Source organism: Bifidobacterium sp. LH_230 (assembly GCF_056357555.1).
In genome coordinates this window covers 96,485-115,974 of sequence record NZ_JBKEWJ010000008.1, presented here as the reverse complement: position 1 = coordinate 115,974, position 19,490 = coordinate 96,485, and the positions used below count along the sequence as shown (strand labels likewise).

At 60.3% G+C, this 19,490-nt stretch carries 19 protein-coding genes and 1 tRNA gene; 7 read left to right on the top strand and 13 right to left on the bottom strand.

What is annotated here, in order from left to right; translation table 11 throughout:
- The 6 genes from AC1A0G_RS05700 to AC1A0G_RS05675 all read left to right on the top strand — a co-directional run.
- Nucleotides 1-1,217, top strand: a 1,217-nt coding sequence (locus tag AC1A0G_RS05700; protein WP_476528220.1) for a hypothetical protein, incomplete at its 5' end; no start/stop codon positions are given.
- Nucleotides 1,189-2,295 (top strand): hypothetical protein, encoded by a 1,107-nt coding sequence (locus AC1A0G_RS05695; RefSeq protein ID WP_476528219.1) that lies wholly within the window; start codon nucleotides 1,189-1,191, stop codon nucleotides 2,293-2,295. The genes AC1A0G_RS05700 and AC1A0G_RS05695, both read left to right, overlap by 29 nt.
- 297 nt (nucleotides 2,296-2,592) lie before the next feature.
- Nucleotides 2,593-2,823 carry a Panacea domain-containing protein gene (locus AC1A0G_RS05690; protein ID WP_476528217.1) on the top strand — a complete coding sequence of 77 codons (231 nt, stop codon included), beginning with the start codon at nucleotides 2,593-2,595 and terminating at the stop codon, nucleotides 2,821-2,823.
- Nucleotides 2,824-3,069: 246 nt separating this feature from the next.
- A complete protein-coding gene (locus AC1A0G_RS05685) occupies nucleotides 3,070-3,540 on the top strand; it encodes a hypothetical protein (RefSeq protein WP_476528216.1) in 471 nt (156 codons plus the stop codon).
- 470 nt (nucleotides 3,541-4,010) lie between these two features.
- Complete coding sequence (locus tag AC1A0G_RS05680; protein WP_476528215.1) at nucleotides 4,011-4,202, top strand: hypothetical protein; 192 nt, start codon at nucleotides 4,011-4,013, stop codon at nucleotides 4,200-4,202.
- 976 nt (nucleotides 4,203-5,178) lie between these two features.
- Nucleotides 5,179-5,252: transfer RNA gene (locus AC1A0G_RS05675), tRNA-Pro, on the top strand.
- Nucleotides 5,253-5,409: 157 nt separating this feature from the next.
- On the opposite strand, the gene der is transcribed toward AC1A0G_RS05675, so the two are convergent.
- Complete coding sequence (gene der / locus AC1A0G_RS05670; RefSeq protein WP_476528214.1) at nucleotides 5,410-7,563, bottom strand: bifunctional cytidylate kinase/GTPase Der; 2,154 nt, start codon at nucleotides 7,561-7,563, stop codon at nucleotides 5,410-5,412.
- Entirely contained in the window at nucleotides 7,560-8,336 is a 777-nt protein-coding gene (locus tag AC1A0G_RS05665; RefSeq protein WP_476528213.1) for a pseudouridine synthase, read from the bottom strand. Before AC1A0G_RS05665 ends, der begins: the two co-directional genes overlap by 4 nt.
- Nucleotides 8,337-8,546: 210 nt before the next feature.
- On the opposite strand from AC1A0G_RS05665, the gene AC1A0G_RS05660 reads away from it, so the two are divergent.
- Nucleotides 8,547-9,542: an MIP/aquaporin family protein gene (locus tag AC1A0G_RS05660; RefSeq protein WP_476528230.1), complete on the top strand. Its 996-nt coding sequence runs from the start codon at nucleotides 8,547-8,549 to the stop codon at nucleotides 9,540-9,542.
- Here the strand turns inward: AC1A0G_RS05660 and AC1A0G_RS05655 are convergent.
- From AC1A0G_RS05655 to AC1A0G_RS05605, 11 genes are all read right to left on the bottom strand, one after another.
- On the bottom strand, nucleotides 9,459-9,743 hold the full coding sequence (locus tag AC1A0G_RS05655; protein ID WP_476528212.1) for a DUF3017 domain-containing protein: 285 nt from the start codon (nucleotides 9,741-9,743) through the stop codon (nucleotides 9,459-9,461). The two genes, AC1A0G_RS05660 and AC1A0G_RS05655, sit on opposite strands and share 84 nt — an antisense overlap.
- Before the next feature lie 84 nt (nucleotides 9,744-9,827).
- The gene (purH, locus tag AC1A0G_RS05650; RefSeq protein ID WP_476528210.1) at nucleotides 9,828-11,459 is read right to left on the bottom strand and encodes a bifunctional phosphoribosylaminoimidazolecarboxamide formyltransferase/IMP cyclohydrolase; all 1,632 of its coding nucleotides are present in this window, start codon (nucleotides 11,457-11,459) and stop codon (nucleotides 9,828-9,830) included.
- Nucleotides 11,456-12,850 (bottom strand): cell division protein PerM, encoded by a 1,395-nt coding sequence (locus AC1A0G_RS05645; RefSeq protein WP_476528209.1) that lies wholly within the window; start codon nucleotides 12,848-12,850, stop codon nucleotides 11,456-11,458. The genes purH and AC1A0G_RS05645 overlap by 4 nt, the downstream gene beginning before the upstream one ends.
- Nucleotides 12,847-13,776 (bottom strand): succinate--CoA ligase subunit alpha, encoded by a 930-nt coding sequence (gene sucD, locus AC1A0G_RS05640; protein ID WP_476528207.1) that lies wholly within the window; start codon nucleotides 13,774-13,776, stop codon nucleotides 12,847-12,849. The genes AC1A0G_RS05645 and sucD overlap by 4 nt, the downstream gene beginning before the upstream one ends.
- On the bottom strand, nucleotides 13,776-14,969 hold the full coding sequence (sucC, locus tag AC1A0G_RS05635; protein ID WP_476528206.1) for an ADP-forming succinate--CoA ligase subunit beta: 1,194 nt from the start codon (nucleotides 14,967-14,969) through the stop codon (nucleotides 13,776-13,778). The genes sucD and sucC overlap by 1 nt, the downstream gene beginning before the upstream one ends.
- A 117-nt stretch (nucleotides 14,970-15,086) precedes the next feature.
- The gene (locus AC1A0G_RS05630) at nucleotides 15,087-15,668 is read right to left on the bottom strand and encodes an adenine phosphoribosyltransferase (protein WP_476528204.1); all 582 of its coding nucleotides are present in this window, start codon (nucleotides 15,666-15,668) and stop codon (nucleotides 15,087-15,089) included.
- A gap of 78 nt (nucleotides 15,669-15,746) precedes the next feature.
- Nucleotides 15,747-16,163, bottom strand: a complete 417-nt coding sequence (gene yajC, locus AC1A0G_RS05625; RefSeq protein ID WP_476528228.1) for a preprotein translocase subunit YajC — start codon at nucleotides 16,161-16,163, stop codon at nucleotides 15,747-15,749.
- Between the two features lie 105 nt (nucleotides 16,164-16,268).
- Nucleotides 16,269-17,324: a Holliday junction branch migration DNA helicase RuvB gene (gene ruvB, locus AC1A0G_RS05620; protein ID WP_476528202.1), complete on the bottom strand. Its 1,056-nt coding sequence runs from the start codon at nucleotides 17,322-17,324 to the stop codon at nucleotides 16,269-16,271.
- A gap of 8 nt (nucleotides 17,325-17,332) precedes the next feature.
- On the bottom strand, nucleotides 17,333-17,956 hold the full coding sequence (gene ruvA, locus AC1A0G_RS05615) for a Holliday junction branch migration protein RuvA (protein ID WP_476528200.1): 624 nt from the start codon (nucleotides 17,954-17,956) through the stop codon (nucleotides 17,333-17,335).
- A 147-nt stretch (nucleotides 17,957-18,103) separates the two neighbouring features.
- A complete protein-coding gene (ruvC, locus tag AC1A0G_RS05610; RefSeq protein WP_219070391.1) occupies nucleotides 18,104-18,685 on the bottom strand; it encodes a crossover junction endodeoxyribonuclease RuvC in 582 nt (193 codons plus the stop codon).
- 6 nt (nucleotides 18,686-18,691) lie between these two features.
- On the bottom strand, nucleotides 18,692-19,447 hold the full coding sequence (locus tag AC1A0G_RS05605) for a YebC/PmpR family DNA-binding transcriptional regulator (protein WP_476528198.1): 756 nt from the start codon (nucleotides 19,445-19,447) through the stop codon (nucleotides 18,692-18,694).
- Nucleotides 19,448-19,490 lie beyond the last annotated feature (43 nt).

Here is a 19,490-nt window from a genome sequence, read left to right as displayed (position 1 = left end):
CTTTCCAATCGCGGTTTATCTTGTTTGGCGACAGAAAATCGTACACAGGACACGGGCCATGCCTCTATCTCAAGCCCAAACCAAAGTGCGCAAGAATTCGGACGTTATCTGCATCAGACCTCGAAATGAAATCGACCGTTGCCATGACGCCGATCCCGGATAGTATGCCGGAGTCGATTCCGCCGGAAAACACTCCGGCAGCAGATAAAGATCCAGTAAAGAAGTCGCGTCCGAAGTGGCTGATCCCCAGCATTGCTACCGGTTGTGCGATCGTTCTGATCGTTGGGGGAGTGGTCGCATGGCGTTCAGTGGACGCGAAACACCAGTTGGAGGCTGCGAAAGCCACGTGTGAAACGGGATTGTCGACGGTGAATTCGGCGAAGTCTGCGTGGGAGAAGAAACTCAAGGATCAGACCGTCACCACTGCGTCAAAGATCACGAAGGACAAGGTGGCTGATGCGAAGACGATCACCGTACTCACTGATCTGACCGGAACCGAATATACGAAAGTACTTTCCTGCAATGCAGCTGATCCGGCCGGCTATGAGAAGATCATCGTAGCGAACCGGCAGCTCCAAACCAAGTACGAGGACAATGCGAGCGCTCTCGTGAAAGCCGTGAGCGCGGTGAACGATTCCGTCACGACGAAACAGCTGAATGATGCGAAGAACGGTTTGAAAAAGACTGTTGATTCGGCGAAGAAGCTTCTGGCGGATTCGAAGAACAAGGTCGCCGGCAACAAGACGCGTGACACATTGAGCAAGGCGATCGACACGGCTGTCAAGGGTGCGAACACGGTCGACGAAATCAACAAGCTGAACAAGACCCTGACCGACGCGATCAACACCGTCAACCAGAGCATCCAAAAGAAGAAGGATGAGGATGCGGCAGCCAAGTCCAAGGCCGAGCAGGAGGCACAGGCTCAGGCCGATGCGGCGGCACAGGCGCAAAGCCAGTCGCAGTCCTCCAATGGGTATTCGTCGAACCAGTCTTACGGCTACGACAATAGCTACTCGTATACGAACCAAAACAACGGCAATGCCGGTTCTCAAGGTCAAGGATCACAGAACACATACACGCCGCCCACCACGAACAACAATACGAACGGAAATAGCGGGTCGAATCAGAACTCGAATAATTCCAGCAGCGAAGACGAATGGGTCACTGCATGCGACGGGTCTTACGCTGATGGAATGTGCCCGGACTGGTACCAGTGACGAATGCGATCAAGAATGTAATGACCTCCATTATGGAGGTCATTCCTACTTTAAGAGACATCCGATGAAAGAAACGAATCATCATAATCATAAGCTCCATCCGAAGTGGCTGATCCTGTCGATCGCCGCCGGCTGCGCGATCATTCTTGTCGCCGGAGGCGCGTTCGTCTGGCACGGCATCGACTCGAAGCAGCGTCTCGAAGCCGCGCAGGCATCCTGTGAAAGCGGTTTGACGACCGTGAACGTGGCGAAGACAGCTTGGGAGAAGAAGCTGAAGGATCAGACCATCACCAGCGCATTAAAGGTGACGAAGGACGAAGTCGCGGATGCGAAGGTCCTTACCGCCCTGACCGATCTGACGAATACCGAATACGCGAAGGTGCTCTCCTGCAGTGCCGGGGATGTCAACGGCTATGAGAGAATCACGACCTCGAACCAGCAGCTTCAGTCCAAGTATGAGGACAATGCTTTGAAGCTCGTCAAGGCCGTGTCGGCGGTGAATGATTCCGTCGCATTGAAGACCCTGAATGATGCGAAGATCGCACTGAAGAAGACGATCGACACGGCGAAGAAGCTCCTCTCGGACTCCAAGGGGAAGGTTGCCGACGACAGGACTCGCGACACGTTGTCCAAGGCGATCGACGCGGCCAACAAGAGCGCGGATACGAAGGAAGCGGTCGACAAGCTCGACAAGACCCTGGCCGATGCGATCAACGCCGTCGACCAAAGCATCCAGAAGAAAAAGGATGAGGAGGCGGCCGCAAAAGCCAAGGCAGAGCAGGAAGCTCAGGCTCAGGCAGAAGCGGCGGCACAAGCGCAAGCACAGGCTCAGGCGGAAGCTCAAACCCAGTCGAACAACAGCTATGGTTATCCGAACAACAACACGACCACCACGCCAACAACACCCCAATACACCGGCGGTCAGTCGTCTTCGGGATCTATCGGCAACCAGAATAATAGCGGCTCCAACAGCAGCGGATCTTCCACATCTAATGGATGGCAGTACGATTCCGACAATGATCAATGGTCCGGCACGTTCTGCGGTGGCACGGACGGAAAGCCCTTTGAACCATGCTGATCTGATCGCCTAAAGCTGCTTGCGATTCAACCGGTTCGGCTCATATCGACCGACGTGCGCCGACCGGTATGGGTCGAACTCGTACATCAAATCCTGCCTTGATTCCTCGGACAACCGGATTGACCGTCGGATACGATCCTTGAACGACAATGAATCATCCGAATCCGGTTTTCGAGGAGGCAGAATACCCAGTCTGGTCATGGCTTCAATCATATGCGGGATTCCCCGGACGTGCGGCGTGGCATCGTCTTCCCGCAAGGCATAATGAAGGAAAAGCGGACGGGAGGAGACGTGATCATGGCAAGCGTGTTCGATGTGGCGGCGTACATTCTCAAAAAGCAGGGTACGATGACCACGATGAAACTGGAGAAGCTTTGCTATTACTCGCAGGCATGGTCCCTTGTCTGGGATGAACGTCGCCTGTTCCCGGAACGGTTCGAGGCGTGGGCGAACGGTCCCGTCTGCCCCGACCTGTATCGGCAGCATAAAGGCATGTTCCGCATTTCACCCGGTGACAATTCACGGTGACCCGAATGCTATCGACGGGAATGGCAGGAAATCGATTGATGCGGTTCTCGAATTCTACGGACCATTGGGCGCCTACCAGTTGAGCGAACTCACCCATCATGAACGCCCATGGAAGGATGCGAGGGGCGACCTGCCTCAGGGGGCGAACTGCTCCACGGAGATCACTGTCGCGGCGATGGCCGAATACTATGGGAGCTTGACCGACTGATGGGACATCGAGACAAGCGGAGGCGGCCGAAGGCTCCGATGCTCGGATCATCCCATACGAGTCCCGTCTCGGAGCGAGTGCCGGCGAAAAGCTACCACGTTCCATTGTCCGCCGGCTCTTATGAATCGGATTCGTCGAAAAGGCATATCGTATTCCGCTTCGACTGCGTGGATCTGGAGGACGACTGCCCATGGTCGCTGGCCCGGATGAGCGATGCGGAGCATCTTCTCCTGTTGTCAAAACTAAGAGAATTTGAACGTTCCACCGTCGGGGAGATCATCAGCCCCTCCTACAAGGCATTCACCTGCTACCGCGACTTCACCCAATGCCCAAACATGGAACCGCAGAATCGTCTCGCGAAATACTACGAACGACAGGGCGACGCAATCGCCCGCTTCCGACTGGGCGGCACGGAACGACTCTACGGATTCCTCGTAGGACACGAATTCCACATCATATGGTGGGACCCGAATCACGAAATCTGGCCATCGACGCTGACGAATACGTGAACACCGGATGATCGGCGTCTGATGGACGGGGATTCGTTCGACGACCCCGCCGATGCAGTGCATGACGACGGAAGAGGCGGCCCGTGTCAGCATGGAGCGGATCGTGTCCTCGTGACGCACGCCTCCGGTCTTCAATGGAGGACGATCATTCGTTCAAGGATCAGTGATAGGCATCCGATTCCATCCAAGGGTCCGTCATGCGGCTCGTATGGCGAAGGGTCGGAGGGGGCCGGTCATCCTTTGATTCGGATGGCCCGCCCCGTCCAATATGACCGTCCCGCATTTGTGAGAGGTTCGCGGTTCTGCTTGACCGGTTCCACCGAGATCAATCCAGTCGTTTTCGCGGATCGGAATGGTTTGAGAGGCAGCGGATTCCCCACAGAGTTTTTCAACCCGCTCCGGTAATCGTTTTTCCGCCGCATAGCGTGAATGATGTTCAATAAACCCATCTCACGTTAGGAGATCAGATTATGGGGAAACCTTTCAGCACAGCATCCCCGAAAAGTAAGGGGAGTGGCTGGTTGAAGAGCCTCGGCAAGCGTGCGGTCGCACTGACTGCCGCGGTCGCGACTCTGGCCTCCGGGTCCGTCGAGCGCGGCGAGTTTCGCCCGCGCGCGGGCGAGCGCTTCGGTTCTGGTGGCTACGACGGCGTCGCCCGCTGATCGGGTCGGGTTCGCCTTCCATGGTTGTATGTGTTCAATTGGGAGTTGAGGTTGTAGTCACGAATATTTTTCGGGTTTAGGCGGAAAGGCATGCCGACCGCCCGTGGGGCCTTAGCCTGATGGTGCTTCGATTCCATTCGGGAAAGGTCCGGAAAGGCAATGATCAGCATGCCCAAGATACAGTCTATCCGTTCGCGGCGCAGGAACGGGGAGTCCATAGCGTCGATAGCGCGCAACGAGCGGGTCAGCGAGCCGACCGTGACCAATAACCACACCAACCAACGGCCGGCACCCCTCACGCCAAAACCCGAAAAAAATCAGTGACGAAAACCGAAACGCCGATTTGACGAAATACACATGGTGGCGCGGTATTTTCCGTTGGGCATGACGCTGATCGCGCCGGCGCCTTTCTGCCGGCGGACGGGTTTCGTTCTGGTCACGGGTTCGGCTCCTTTTTCAGGTTCGTTTCCGTCATGCGCCCGCCTGAAGCCGTGTGACTATCGTGTGACTATTTTCGCCGCAAATGGGCGAAAATAGACGAATATCGCAACGGTTCCGACAAGCGTCGGAAGGTGCCGGAACGTTGGAAACCAACGATCCCAGTCCCACTCCCTCACATCATATATCCGATAATGCACGTTATGTCAGAAAAGATTTAGAGGACATCCCCGGAAGGGCTTGGATCCAGGTTGGAACCGTTGGAATTCCAACGATCCGGAACGCTTGCACCGGACGGCATGCTCGCGGTGAAAAACGTCTGAAAAGGCTGTGGACGGCTGACTATTGCACGCTTTTGCACGCGTTTCCTGAACGGAAGCATGCGATCCGATGACGGCGAACAACATCGGATAAAAGGGCCCATGCAATCAGCAAAAAATGTAAGGGACTGTTTCGCGCAGCATAATCTCTATGAGACACGCCGATTTTGCGAAAACCCGATCATGTAGTAGATTCTTTTTCTGTTGCTTCAAGCAACCGGACCATAGCGCAGTTTGGTAGCGCACTTGACTGGGGGTCAAGGGGTCGCGGGTTCAAATCCCGCTGGTCCGACTAGAAAGCCCGGAATTTCAACGATTCCGGGCTTTCTCAGTTCGGATAGGTACAGATTGGCATATCCGATATGGGACTCCCCCGCTGCCGAGTCTTAATTTACATAAAGAATGGTCTTCAGCCAATTCGTAAGAATCTAGCTGAAGACCATTTCAATTTACTTGCGCTTCTTTTTCTCACGGATGTTCACCGAGATCTGGATCGGCGAACCCTCGAAACCGAATTCCTCGCGCAGCGACCGTTCGATGAAACGGCGGTAGCCATGCTCAAGGAACCCGGTGGCGAAGATCACGAACCGAGGCGGGCGCGTCGACGCCTGCGTGGCGAACAGGATACGCGGCTGCTTGCCTCCACGCAACGGGTGCGGGTGCGCGGCCTGAATCTGGCCGAGGAACGCGTTGAGCTTGCCCGTAGGAATACGCTTGTCCCACGAATCGAGCGCCTCGCGCATCGCACGGGCCAGACGGTTCGTATGCCAGCCGGTCTTGGCGGACAGGTTCACGCGGGAAGCCCACGTCACGCGCTCGAACTCGGTCTTCCACAGACGTTCCATGCGCTGGCGGTCGAACTCGTCCATGAGATCCCACTTGTTGAACACGAGTACGATCGCACGGCCCGCGTCCACGGCGGAGCTCATCACCTTGAGATCCTGATCGGAAATCGGCTTGGACGCGTCGAACAGCACGAGCGCCAGTTCGGACCGTTCGATCGCGGCCTGCGTACGCAGCGACGAGTAGTACTCCGCGCCAGACAGCTTGTGCAGGCGACGCTTGATGCCGGCCGTATCGATGAACAGCCAGTCCTCGCCATCCACGCGTACGACCTCGTCGACCGGGTCGCGCGTGGTGCCGGCCAGGTCGTTGACGACCGCGCGTTCCTCGTGCGCCAACTGGTTGAGCAGCGACGACTTGCCGACATTCGGACGGCCGACAAGCGCGACGCGGCGCAAGTGTGTCGGCGTGAGGAATCCGGATGTCTTCTTGGCTTTCTCCAGCGAGTCGAGCGCGGCGTCGAGCAGGTCGCCCACTCCCCTGCCGTGCATGGCGGAGATCGCGTACGGCTCGCCGAGACCAAGCTTCCAGAATTCAGCGGCCATGTATTCGCTGGGCGCATCGTCGATCTTGTTGACGGCGAGCGTGACCGGCTTGCCGGACGCACGCAGCAGCTTGACGATGCGCTCGTCGGTGTCGGTCATGCCGACCTGGCCGTCCACAACGAACACGACCGCGTCGGACAGCTGCACTGCGACCTGCGCCTGCGATGCGATCGCCGAATCGATGCCTTCGACGTCGGCCTCCCATCCGCCGGTATCCACGAGCTTGAAGTCGGTGCCGGCCCATTCCGCGTCGTAGCTGACGCGATCGCGGGTCACGCCGGGCGTATCCTCGACCACGGCGGCACGACGGCCGAGAATACGGTTGACAAGCGTGGACTTGCCCACGTTCGGGCGTCCGATGACGGCGAGCACGCCGACCTGCTTGGGACCGGCCTCGCGTGCCGCGGCATCGGTGCCGATGCCAGCGACCAGCGCCTCGTCGGCCTCGTCGAGATCGTATCCTTCAAGGTTGGCGACGTACTGCTTGTACTCCTGTTCCTCGATGGCGGCGTCCACGAGTTCGATCAGCGCATCCAGCGTCTGCTCGAAATCCATGTCAGAATTGTCGATCGTGGTCACGCCGTCCGCCGCAGTCAGGAAGCTTGTCACCTTGGAATCGGCCTTGTCGCGCGCGGCCACATCCTCGGCGCCGACGGCAACGCCGTCGCCGTCGTGCGAAGCGGCGACGGCCTGACCGGTACGACGAGCCTGACGGACCTCTTCGCGGGCGGTGAGCAGCACGCGCACTTCGGCATCAGGCGCCACAACCGTGGTGATATCGCGGCCTTCCGCGACGATGCCACGTCCGTCGGAGAACGAGTCGGCGGCGGCTTCGCGTGCGATCGTGGCACGCTGTGCAGCGATGAGCACGTGGCGCACCGGAATCACGTTCGACACCTTCGAGACGTGCGAGGAGACTTCGGAGGAACGGATCTCCTCGCTGATGTCCTCGTCGTCGCAATACACGCGCGAGTCATCGGGATCGACGGTGATGTCGAAATGGCCTTCGGTGAAGAACTCACCGACCGTTTCGGTGATGAGCTGCTCGTCAACCGTATCGGCATCAAGATCGATGCCCTGCTTGAGGCACCACCATGCGCAGGCGCGGTACATCGCGCCCGTGTCGAGATAGGCGAAACCGTAATACTTGGCCAGCGCCTTGGACGTGGAGGATTTGCCCACGCCAGCGGGCCCGTCGATGGCTACGCGGATCACAGGCCCACCGCCTTGGACAGGGAACGGACCTCGGTCTGAGAGAGCACGCGATAGGAGCCGGGCTTGATCTCGCCGAGCTTGATCGGGCCGATCTGCGTGCGCACGAGCCGCTTGACCGGGAATCCGATCGAACCGAAGATACGGCGCACGATGCGGTTCTTGCCCGAGTGCAGCACGACCTTGACGATCGTGGTGTCGCGGTTCGAATCGACGATCGCGCACTTGTCGAGCTTGATCCAACCGTCGTCAAGCTGCACGCCGGTGGTGACCAGACGACGGCAGACAGTGCCGCTGATCTTGCCCTCGATCGTGGCGATATAGGTCTTCTCGACCTCGTACTTGGGGTGCATGACGTGCTGGCTCAGCTCGCCGTCGTTCGTCATGAGGATGAGGCCTTCCGAATCGTAGTCCAGACGGCCCATGTGGAAGATGCGCTCGTATTTGTCGCCGACGATGTCGCGCAGCGTGTAGCGACCCTTCGGGTCCTCCATCGCGCTCAGGACGCGCTTGGGCTTGTTGAGCGCCAGCGTGACGTGGTTCGGGTTGATGCGAACGCGCGAGCCGTCGACGCGCACCTGCTGGTGTTCGAGATCGACGCGGGTGCCGAGTTCGGTGACCAGTTCGCCATCGACTTCGACACGGCCGTCGGTGATCATCTCCTCACACTTGCGGCGGGAGCCGAATCCGGCCTGAGCGAGAATCTTCTGCAGACGGACGGCGTTGCGATCATCATGGAAATGCGCCTTTTCGGCGCGGGAATATGCGTTTGGCATCGTTCTCCCAACGTGGCCTTGCGTACTTGCCGTACGCGTATCGTGCAATGTATTCGAATGCGGCACCGACAGTGATGCGCCGGAGTCCCGCAGCCGGAATCATTATACTGGTACCCCATGTCTGCTGGTACTATGGCAGACGTTCGGCGGGTTCGGCCCGCGACACATCATACAGAGGATTGAAATATGACTGCTTTCGAGTCACCAGACATGCAGGAAGTCGACAGCGCCGCCGTCGCGGCTTCCTCCCACGCCAATCATGCGCATCACGAACATTCCGGCCACGTGCTTGTCGCGCGGGTGCTTGCGGAGCTGGCCGGCAGCTTCTTCATCTGCCTTGCGATCTATCTGATCTGCTCGTTCGGCACGGCGATCTATCAGGTGAACATGGCGTTCATCGCGCTGGGCATCGGCGTGACGTATGCCGCGGTGACGACGATGCTGGGAGGCATCTCCGGAGGCCAGTTCAACCCGGCCGTCACCGTCGCGGCGATGCTGTCGTCCAAAACCCGTCCGGTGGACGGTGTGCTGTACATCGTCGCCCAGGTGATCGGCGCGATCGGTGCCGGCGCGGTGCTGCGGTTCCTGTTGCCGACGTCCGAGCAGATCACGACGAAGATCTGGCTGATGCCGGCCGTGAACGGTTTCGAGAACGGTTCGGTCGCGTATTCGACCGTCAATCAGGTCGGCTTGAGCTTCGGTATCGTTTTGGCGATCGTCGTTGAAGTCGTTGCGTCCCTGCTGATTGCAGGTACCGCCATGCGTTCGATGGATGAGGACGGCCGTCCGAGCAAGGATCACGCTTCGGCCATGGGACTGGCGTATGGTCTGGGCGCGGCGATCACCTATCCTGTGACCGGTGCCGCGTTGAATCCCGCTCGTGCGACCGGTATCGCCGTGTTCGCTCAGGGTCAGGGACTGAACACCGAGCCGCTCGGCCAGCTGTGGGTGTTCTGGGTGTGCCCGATTCTGGCCGCCGCCGTGGTGGCTTTGGTGATGATCGTCTCGCAGATGGCAGTCGAAGCTTCCCATAAAACGAAATCGTCCCCGTCTTCTTCCGCAGAAGAGTCCGAGGACGATATGAATGCGACTTCCGTCATGCCGTTCGCGAACGATAGCGAATCAGTGCAGACCGGAGAAGCTGAAGTACGTGATGAGCAGACCGGCACCCAAGGCGATGCCGATGAAGGCGTCGAACGCTACTGAGCGCACTTTCCACGGGCTGCGTTCACGAAGTACGAAACGCAGCACGCCGGTGACGATGGCCGCAACCGAAATGATCACGGTTGCGGCCATCGTGTATCCAAGGGCCGCAACGATCACCGCGATGGCCACAATGACGGCGATCAGCCACTCAAACCAGGGTTTGCCTTCGTGAGCTTCCGAGACAAAGGGATGATCATGCATGGCGGTCCTTTTCGTGAATCATACGACTGCTATAGGTGTGGGGCTGTCTCAATCATAGGTGAGACAGCCCCACACCTTTTCCGATCAGTGGAAGAAGTGGCGGGTTCCGGTCAGGTACATGGTCACGCCGGCCTTCTTCGCCGCCTCGATGACCTCTTCGTCGCGGATGGAGCCGCCGGGCTGCACGATGGCCTTGACGCCCGCGTTGATGAGGATCTCCGCACCGTCGGCGAACGGGAAGAACGCGTCGGATGCGGCCACGGAACCGGTGGCGCGGTCGGCGCCGTCGGCCAAGGTGTTCGCGCGTTCGACCGCCAGATGGCAGGAGTCGACACGGTTGACCTGGCCCATGCCGATGCCGACGGTGGCCTCGTCGTGCGCAAGCAGGATCGCGTTCGACTTGACGCAGCGGATCGCGCGCCATGCGAACAGCAGGTCGTTGAGGGTCGCGGCATCGGCCGGCTCTCCGGCGACGAGCTTCCACGCGTTCGGATCATCGCCGGTCGCGTCGATCAGGTCGGTGTCCTGCACCAGCAGACCGCCGTCGATCTGACGGAACTGCGTGTGGCTCTTCGGCGGCTCGGCCACCTTGAGGATGCGCAGGTTCTTCTTCTTGGTCTGCAACAGCTCGAGAGCCTCCGGCTCATAGGCCGGGGCGACGATGACCTCGGTGAAGATCGGGCGCACGCTTTCCGCCATCTCGAGGGTGACGGTGCTGTTGCATGCGATCACGCCGCCGTAGGCGCTCATCGGATCGCAGGCATGGGCCTTCTTGTGGGCTTCCGCAGCGGTTTCGCCGATGGCGAGACCGCACGGGTTGTTGTGCTTGACGACGGCGACGGCGATGCGCGGGGCGAAATCCCACACGGCACGCCATGCGGCGTCGGCGTCCACGTAGTTGTTGTAGCTCATCGGCTTGCCGCCGAGCTGTTCGGCGTGGGCGAAGCCGTCACGGTGCAGCGGATCGATGTACAGCGCGGCCTGCTGGTGCGGGTTTTCGCCGTAACGCAGCACGTGCGCGCGATCCCAGGTGCGGGTGAAGGCCGTCGGGAACTTCGCGTCGTTGACGATGTTGCCGTTCTCGTCGGTGTCGGGGGTTTCGACGGTCTCCGGCTTCGGCCAGTGCTTGGCGGTCCACTCGTTGATCGTCGCGTCGTAGGCGGCGGTGTGGGCGAACGCCTTGGCCGCCAGCCAGCGACGCTCCGCAAGATCGAATCCGCGGCCGTCCGCAACGCGGTCGGCGACCAGCTTGTAGTCCGCCGGATCGGTGACGATCGCTACGGTCGCGCTGTTCTTCGCGGCACCACGCACCATCGAGGGACCGCCGATGTCGATCTTTTCGATCGTGGCCGCCTCGTCCGCGCCGGAGCGCACGGTGTCGGCGAACGGGTAGAGATTGACGACGACGAGGTCGAACGGCTTGATGCCGAGCTGTTCGAGCTGGGCGACATGATCTGGATTGGTCATGTCGGCAAGGATACCTGCGTGGATGTGCGGATCAAGCGTCTTGACTCGGCCGTCCAGGCTTTCGGGGAAGCCGGTGACCTGCGACACCTCGGTCACATTCACGCCCAGTTCCGCAAGCTTCTTGGCGGTCGAACCGGTGGACACCACTTCGACGCCGGCCTTGATGAACGCTTGGGCGAGCACCTCGATGCCTTCCTTGTGGAAGACCGAGACCAGGGCCCGTCGTATCGGCCGATACGTGTTTGTCATCCTTGTTCCTCCTTGGTGGTTGCTGATACATGATCCTGCCCGCTTCCGGGCACGTTCGCAATGACACTGACCATTCGCGGAGCACGTGTCCCGGTGGACTTGTCCGCTTCTGCCGGTGCAGACTGGTCCACGCCGACTCCGTCAGCGGTACTGTGTTGTTGTCGAATGTGTTGTGCTGCCCAGCGTATCCCGAAAACCGCCGCCACGCCAACCAGCGTCAGCAGCCATGCCGCGAGCAGGCCGACTGCGGTGGGACGGGATACGGCTTGGGTGGACTGCATGACGTCGACGCCGAGATGAGCCAGATGATTCTTGCCCAACCCTCCGTTTGACAGCAGGAATACCAATGAACTGACCACGGACATCGTCGCGCACGAGATGCAGAAGGCTCCGGCCGGGTATGCCAAGCTGAATACCAACGTACGGGAATCGTTCGCATCGAAGGACCGTTTGACGCGAACGGCGAATCCGCGACGTGCCAGCAACGCGATCAGTCCGGCTACCAGTCCGCAGGCGAGCGGGATCGAAACGAGAGCCATGCGCAGACGATCATCGTTCACCGGTTCCGGCAGCACGCCGAACACCGGTATTGACGGCAATGACGTGGACTGGCCTGTCCACAGGCTGAACGTCGCCACATCACCGATGCCGAATCCCGCTCCGAACGTCCATGACACGGCCCATACGCACAGGTTGGGCAACCATGCCAGACACGCGATCGTGGTAAGGATTCGCGATCCGGTACCCATATTGAGCAATTCATACAGATGTACGACGGCCTGATGGTTGCGGGCGATCCACACGCAGACGGAGATTACGCCGACCAGCAGATAGCAGATCAACAGTGCAGCGCTGATCGTCAGACCGATGCGTACCGTGCGGCGAATCGGTTCGCTCACGGATTGATGTATGCGATCGCTGACGGCTGCCGTGACCGCCGATACCGGTACGGCCGCAAGCAAGTAGCCGACGGTGAATACGGCAGCGCCTTTGACCAGAATCATCCATAACGCGTCGTCGAGCACCGCATTGGTGCCTTTGCTGAAGAGCGCGTCGACGGCAAGCCAAACGGCCAGTCCCGAGATATAGCCCTGCACACTGCATGTCATCCGCTGCGCGAACGCCCGGACCAATGCGATCAGCAACACGGTCAGCAACAACGGGATCAAGGTGAGGTTTACCACAGACGCGGTGAATCCCACCCCCTGAGTGAGCAGGACCATCGCCGCCGTCAACGACATCGAATAGGCGGAGAGATTGTCTCCGCCTTCCTCCATGGAAATGACCAATAGCATAAGCGCGATGAAGCACCCAAGCGCTATTGCGAACACCGCCATTGATGCCGCCGCGACGGCGATGCCTTTGAGCCAGGGCTTGATCCGATCGATCATGAAATCGAGTGCTCGGACAGTACGGTGCGCATGATGTCCGCGGCCTGTCCCGGGGTCTTTCCGACGCGGATACCGACCGACTCCAACGCTTCCTTCTTATCCTGCGCGGTGCCCTTGCCGCCCGAGACGATGGCGCCGGCGTGACCCATTTGCTTGCCTTCCGGAGCGGTGAAGCCCGCGATGTAGGCGACGACGGGCTTGGTCATGTGTTCGGCCGCCCATCGTGCGGCATCCTGTTCGGCCGTGCCACCGATCTCGCCGATCATCATCACGGCCTTGGTGTTGTCATCCGCCTCAAACGCTTCGAGCGCCTCCTGGAGCGTGGTTCCGACGATCGGGTCGCCGCCCGCGCCCAGGCACGCGGTGAAGCCGATATCGCTCAGCTCGCCCATCAGCTGATAGGTGAGCGTTCCCGACTTGGACACCAGTCCGAGGGGGCCGCGGCCGACGATGCCGTCCGGAATGATGCCGAGATTCACGCCGTGCGATTGCGGCGTCGACGGCAACGTCATCAGGCCCGGGCAGTTCGGGCCGACGATGCGCACGCCCTTGCGCAAAGCAAGTTCGACGAAGTACGCGCTGTCGGCGACCGGGATTCCCTCGGTGATGACGACAATAAGCTCGATGCCCGCCTCGACGGCTTCGACCACCGCGCCCTTGGCGAATTTCGGCGGGACGAACACGACGCTTGCCTTGGCGCCGGTCCGCTCACGGGCCTCGGCGCAGGTGGCGAACACGGGGACGTGCGCATCCGTGCCGTCGACGTTGGCGCCGGGGAAGTCGATCACCGTGCCGGCCTTGCGCGGGTTGGTGCCGCCGACGATGTTGGTTCCGGCCTTGAGCATACGGGCGGTATGGGTCATGCCCTGATGGCCGGTCATGCCTTGGACGATAACCGGCGCGTCGTCTTCGATGAACAGTGCCATCAGTGCTTCTCCTTTGCGTCAGCGGCAAGGCGGGCGGCCTGCTGCGCGGCTTCTTCCATGGTCTTGGCGACATGCAGGTTCGGGTTCTCCGCCTGGGCGAGAATGCTCAGGCCCTCGGCCGCGGCATTGCCGTCGAATCGCACGACAATGGGCTTGGCTGCGTTGAGCTTGGCCAATGCCTCAAGGATGCCCTTGGCGACCTGTTCGCATGAAGTGATACCGCCGTAGACGTTCACGAACACGGATTCGACCTGCGGATCGGACAACACGATCTCGAGGCTGTCCGACATGACCTCGGCCGACGCGCCACCGCCGATGTCGAGGAAGTTGGCCGGCTTGATGCCGGTCCCCTGTTCCTCCCCGGCCCCGGAAACGGCATCAAGCGAGCTCATGACCAGTCCTGCGCCGTTGCCGATCACGCCGACCTCGCCGTGCAGGTGCACGTAATGCAGACCGTGCTCGGCGGCACGCGTCTCATAGGGATCGGCTTCGATGCTGTCCTCGAACCGTTTCCATCCGTCGTGACGGAATGCGGCGTTGCCGTCGAGCGAGATCTTCGCGTCAAGGGCGCACAGGGACTTGGACGCCTCGTCGTCCGGGTCGCCGATCTTGGCAAGCGGGTTGATCTCCACGAGCGTGGCGTCATTGTCCTTGAAGCACTGCCACATCTTGAGCAGGATATCGGCGGCCTGATTGACGTCGGCATGGTAGAAGCCGATGCTGTTGGCCATTTCGACGGCTGCGTCATGATCGAAATCGTCAAGTGCGTCGATGTGAAGACGCTTGACCGATTCCGGATGCTCCTTGGCGATCTCCTCGACCTCGGTGCCGCCGTTGGCCGTCGCGAGCACATCGAAATCACGCGAGGAACGGTCCACGGAAATGGAGACGTAGTACTCGTGCAGGATGTTCTTGGCTTCGGCGACCAACACGCCATTGACCTTATGTCCGTGGATGGTCATCGGCAGGATGCTTTCAGCGAGCAGGATGGCCTCGTCACGGTTGTGCGCGAGCTTGACGCCGCCCGCCTGGCCTCGATGGCCGATCTTGACCTGCGCCTTGATGACGCACGGGTATCCGAGCTGGTCGGCGGCTTGCGCCACTTCGTGGGAATTCTGGGCGTAGATCGCCTTCGGCTCAGGGATGGACTGTTCCGCGAGCAGTTCCCTGGCCTGATATTCGTAAAGATCCATGAATGTTCCTGACTATGACCTTATACCGGTATGGGACCGCATCGCTGACGTGATCCCGTTGGCGTTGGTACGAATGATAGACAACGAGGCGGTGAATGTGAAACCGCGTCTCAGGTCTCAGGCCGGCATGGTCACCAGCACGCTGCTGGGAACATCGCCGAGCTTGTCCAATCCGTCCAGGCCGTCGAGCTTCATGACGAAGCTGAATCCGGCGACCTCTCCGCCCGCCTGACGGATCAGATCGGCAGCCGCCTTGGCCGTTCCTCCGGTCGCGATGAGATCGTCGACAATCAGTACACGGGTGCCGGGGTGCACCAGTTCCGTTTCGATTTCGACCGCTGCGGTGCCGTATTCGAGATCGTACGATTCGCTGATCGTTTCGGGAGGAAGCTTGCCCGCCTTGCGGATGGCCAGGAAACCTTTGCCGAGATGTGCGGCCAATGCCGGACCGAACAGGAAGCCGCGCGCCTCCAGACCGGCGATGATGTCAAAGGAATCCGCCGGCACGGGCAACGAGCGCTCCAATCCTTCGAGCATCAGCTTCAGCGCCTTGGCATCGGCAAGAACGGGCATGAAATCACGGAAGATGATGCCGTCCTTCGGGAACCCCGGGATGGAACGGATATGGGACACCACATATCGGGCGTTGTCTTCGCCGATGGCTGCCAGTTGGGCGATGGAGATATCGGATTGCGCCATGATCTGCACCTTTCCTGCTGAGAACGTAATCTGGTCTGGTATAAGAAAATGCCGATGGTCATCGGCATTTTCCTTGGTTTACTTGGCCGACGTTTCCTTGTCGTCGGACACGACGGATTCAGCGGTCTCCTGCGATTCGTCGACGGACTGCTCCACGGGAACCTGAGCTTCGTCGGACTGATCGGCGTCGTCGTTCTGCGGCAACGGATTGCCGTTCTCGTCGACCTCGTCGTCGCTCACGTACGCAGGACGAACATATTCACGGCTGATGGCATTGAATCCGAACCGCAGCTTCGATCCCTCGGAGTCGATGACGATCTCCTCATACTGGGTGTCGACGGAAACGACCTTGCCGATCACGCCGCCGATGGTGATGACCTCGGTGCCGGGCTGCAGGTTGGCACGGAAATCCTGCTTTTCCTGCTGCTGCTTCTTGGCTTTCTTGGACTGCCACCACATGAAGGCGATCATGAAGACAAGGAAGACGATCATCATGAGATTCATGGAATCTGCTGGCAAGGCGATACTCCTAACGGGTCGGTGAATGGCATTGCGTTCGCGTATATGGCTTTGCCATATATAACGCCCAAAGTCGAAAGTTTAGAATAGCTTGCTGACATCATCCTTGGGGACCAGCCCAAGATGACTCCATGCCTTCTCGGTGGCGACACGTCCCTTGGGGGTACGGATCAGGAACCCTTCGCGAACCAGATACGGCTCGCATACGGTCTCCACCGTCTCCGATTCCTCGCCCACCATCGCGGACAGGGTGTTCAGACCGACCGGGCCGCCGTTGAACTGCCGGACCACGGCGTTGAGCACCGCGATGTCGAGTCGGTCCAGTCCCTCGGCGTCGATCTGGTACAGCGCCAACGCCTCCTTGACGTCATCGGGCTTGACCACGTCCAGGTCATGAACGATGGCCCAATCGCGGACACGACGCAGCAGACGGTTCGCGATACGCGGCGTGCCCCGAGAACGCACCGCCATCTCATGCGCGGATTGGTCTTCGAGCCTCACCCCAAGTACGTTCGACGACCGTTCGATGAGCTTTTCCAATTCCTCATGCGGATAGAAATCCAAGTGAGCGGTGAATCCGAATCGCGCGCGCAATGGCGACGGCAGCATGCCCTCGCGCGTGGTCGCGCCGATCACGGTGAACCGTGGCAGTGTCAGCGGAATGGATGTAGCGCCCGGCCCCTTGCCGACCATCACGTCGACGCGGAAGTCCTCCATCGCGATATACAGCAGTTCCTCCGCCGCTCGGGGAAGGCGATGGATCTCGTCGATGAACAGCACCTCGCCCGAGTCCAGCGAGCTCAGGATCGACGCAAGATCGCCGGCGTGCTGGATGGCGGGGCCGGAAGTGACGCGGATCGGCACCCCGAGTTCGTTGGCCACGATCATCGCCAGCGTCGTCTTGCCGAGTCCCGGAGGGCCGGCTAACAGGATGTGGTCGGGCGGAACGTCACGTTTGCGGGCGGCGTCAAGGAACAGCTGGAGCTGGGCTTTGAGCAGCGGCTGCCCGATGAATCCCTCAAGGGCATGGGGACGCAGTTCCTCATCACTGACCGGTTCGTTGCCGATCGGCGCGGCGGACACCATCCGCAGCGACTCCTCGTTCGCGCCGGTATTGGTCTGGGCATCATATTCCATAACTGGGATCACCGTCCTCGGTCAAGGGATGTCAGGGCGAGCTTGAGCACGCGTGGCACGTCGGTGCTGCTGATCGGAGTCGCGATATCGTTGTCCCGACAGGCAGCCTCGACGGCACTTTGCGCATCCTGCTGTCTCCAGCCGAGCGACATCAGTCCTTCCACGACCTGCACGAGGTTCTGGTCCTCCGACCGTTGACGCGAGGCCGGCTGAGTCCCGGCTTCTATGGCGTCGAGATCAATCGACCCCTTCAATTCGAGGATGATCTTCTGCGCGCCCTTTTTTCCAAGTCCCGGGGCCTTTGCCAGGGCCGTCGCATCGCCGTCCGCCACGGCCTGGGCGAGACGGTCCACCGGCAATGTGGACAACAGCGATAGCGCCACCTTGGGGCCGATACCGCTGACTTTCTGCAATTGCAGGAACATCCGTTTGGCTGACGGCGACATGAAGCCGAACAGGGTGATCGCATCTTGGGACACGTTCATCGACGTATATATACGCACTTCTTTGCCGATATGCAACGCCGACAGATCAGCGGCCGGCATGCGAGTCTCATAGCCGACTCCCCCGACCTCAATTAATGCGTAGTCGACCCCCACCTCGGCCACGCGTCCGTTGAGCATTCCTATCATGGCAAACCTCTCAGCGCTTCCTGTAATCGAACATCTGTTCTATGAACTGTATGCGATGCGCTCGACCGCCCAACGTATATCGGAGAAAAATGAATCTTCAGATACGCGCGATAGCCGGCAACACGCCGTACCGAGCAATGGCCGCGTTCACATGCCGCGGTCGGCGCCACGTCTGCGCTTGGAACGCTGCGCAGCCAGCGCCCATTGCCGTTGGGCCGCAGTCAGATGCTGTTCGCGCTCCCCTCCTTGCAACGCTCCGGCGGGACGCAGGGCATGGCAGATTGCAATGGCCAGCGCATCGGCGGCGTCGGCGGGGGTCGGCGGCTCGTTCAGCCCGAGGATACGGGCGACCATACGTTCCATCTGCGGTTTTTCGGCCTTGCCGTTGCCGGTGATGGCAAGCTTCGATTCGGTCGGCGTATGCAACGCCACCGGAATGCCGCGCTGCGCGGCGGCGAGCATGGCCATGCCGGCCGCCTGGGCGGTGCCGAGCACGGTGTTGCGATTCTCCTGTGCGAACACGCGTTCGATGGACACCGTATCGGGTGCGAATCGTTCGATCTTGTCGACCAACCCGTTGTAGATGGCCAGCAGACGCAGATCCTGCGATGTGTCGGGGGACGAACGCACGACGTCGACGTGAATAAACGAAAGCCGGCGGTGTGCGCCGGCTTCGATCACGCCGACCCCGCAGCGCGTAAGCCCGGGGTCAACGCCAAGAATGATCACGAAGGATTACTCCTCGTCGAGCTGAGCCATGACCTCGTCGGAGGCGGTCCAGTTGGAGTAGATGTTCTGCACATCGTCCAGGTCATCGAGGTTGTCGATGAGCTTGGAGACCTTGCGGGCGTCCTCGAGGGTCAGCTCGACCTCGTTCTTCGGACGCATCACCATATCGGCGGAATCGTAGTCGAAACCGGCGTCCTGCAGACTCTTGCGCACGGTGTGCAGGTCGGACGGATCGGTGATCACGGTGAACACGTCGCCGTCATCGATCACGTCTTCGGCGCCCGCGTCGCCGGCCTTCTCGAACAGGTCGTCGAAGTCCACGCCCTCGGACGGCACTTCGATCTGACCCTTGCGCTCGAAGTTGAAGGACACGGAACCGGAGGTGGCCAGCGAGCCGTTGCCCTTGGTCAGGGTGGAACGCACTTCGGCGGCCGCGCGGTTGCGGTTGTCGGTCAGGCACTCGATAATGAGGCCGACGCCGGCGGGAGCATAGCCCTCGTAGACGATGTCCTCGTAGTTGGCGCCACCGGCCTCCTCACCGGAGCCACGCTTGACGGCGCGCTTGATGTTATCAGCCGGCATGGAGGCCTTCTTGGCCTTGTAGATGGCATCGTACAGAGACGGGTTGCCGTCCGGGTCGCCGCCGCCCATACGGGCCGCGATCTCGATGTTCTTGATGAGCTTGGCGAACAGCTTGCCGCGCTTGGCGTCGATGGCGGCCTTCTTGTGCTTGGTGGTCGCCCACTTGGAATGACCTGACATAATGCTCCTAGCAGATCTACGGATAAAACTGGCAAACGGGATA

What these genes read in the sequence shown, in the direction of transcription:
- sucC (WP_476528206.1), bottom strand. Translation starts at nt 14,969, where the DNA reads ATGGATCTTTACGAATATCAGGCCAGGGAACTGCTCGCGGAACAGTCC.
- AC1A0G_RS05645 (WP_476528209.1), bottom strand. Translation starts at nt 12,850, where the DNA reads ATGATCGATCGGATCAAGCCCTGGCTCAAAGGCATCGCCGTCGCGGCG.
- AC1A0G_RS05630 (WP_476528204.1), bottom strand. Translation starts at nt 15,668, where the DNA reads ATGGCGCAATCCGATATCTCCATCGCCCAACTGGCAGCCATCGGCGAA.
- yajC (WP_476528228.1), bottom strand. Translation starts at nt 16,163, where the DNA reads ATGATGATCGTCTTCCTTGTCTTCATGATCGCCTTCATGTGGTGGCAG.
- AC1A0G_RS05695 (WP_476528219.1), top strand. Translation starts at nt 1,189, where the DNA reads ATGGAATGTGCCCGGACTGGTACCAGTGACGAATGCGATCAAGAATGT.
- sucD (WP_476528207.1), bottom strand. Translation starts at nt 13,776, where the DNA reads ATGGCACTGTTCATCGAAGACGACGCGCCGGTTATCGTCCAAGGCATG.
- ruvA (WP_476528200.1), bottom strand. Translation starts at nt 17,956, where the DNA reads ATGATAGGAATGCTCAACGGACGCGTGGCCGAGGTGGGGGTCGACTAC.
- AC1A0G_RS05660 (WP_476528230.1), top strand. Translation starts at nt 8,547, where the DNA reads ATGCAGGAAGTCGACAGCGCCGCCGTCGCGGCTTCCTCCCACGCCAAT.
- ruvB (WP_476528202.1), bottom strand. Translation starts at nt 17,324, where the DNA reads ATGGAATATGATGCCCAGACCAATACCGGCGCGAACGAGGAGTCGCTG.
- AC1A0G_RS05605 (WP_476528198.1), bottom strand. Translation starts at nt 19,447, where the DNA reads ATGTCAGGTCATTCCAAGTGGGCGACCACCAAGCACAAGAAGGCCGCC.
- AC1A0G_RS05680 (WP_476528215.1), top strand. Translation starts at nt 4,011, where the DNA reads ATGGGGAAACCTTTCAGCACAGCATCCCCGAAAAGTAAGGGGAGTGGC.
- AC1A0G_RS05690 (WP_476528217.1), top strand. Translation starts at nt 2,593, where the DNA reads ATGGCAAGCGTGTTCGATGTGGCGGCGTACATTCTCAAAAAGCAGGGT.
- AC1A0G_RS05655 (WP_476528212.1), bottom strand. Translation starts at nt 9,743, where the DNA reads ATGCATGATCATCCCTTTGTCTCGGAAGCTCACGAAGGCAAACCCTGG.
- AC1A0G_RS05685 (WP_476528216.1), top strand. Translation starts at nt 3,070, where the DNA reads ATGCTCGGATCATCCCATACGAGTCCCGTCTCGGAGCGAGTGCCGGCG.
- purH (WP_476528210.1), bottom strand. Translation starts at nt 11,459, where the DNA reads ATGACAAACACGTATCGGCCGATACGACGGGCCCTGGTCTCGGTCTTC.
- AC1A0G_RS05665 (WP_476528213.1), bottom strand. Translation starts at nt 8,336, where the DNA reads ATGCCAAACGCATATTCCCGCGCCGAAAAGGCGCATTTCCATGATGAT.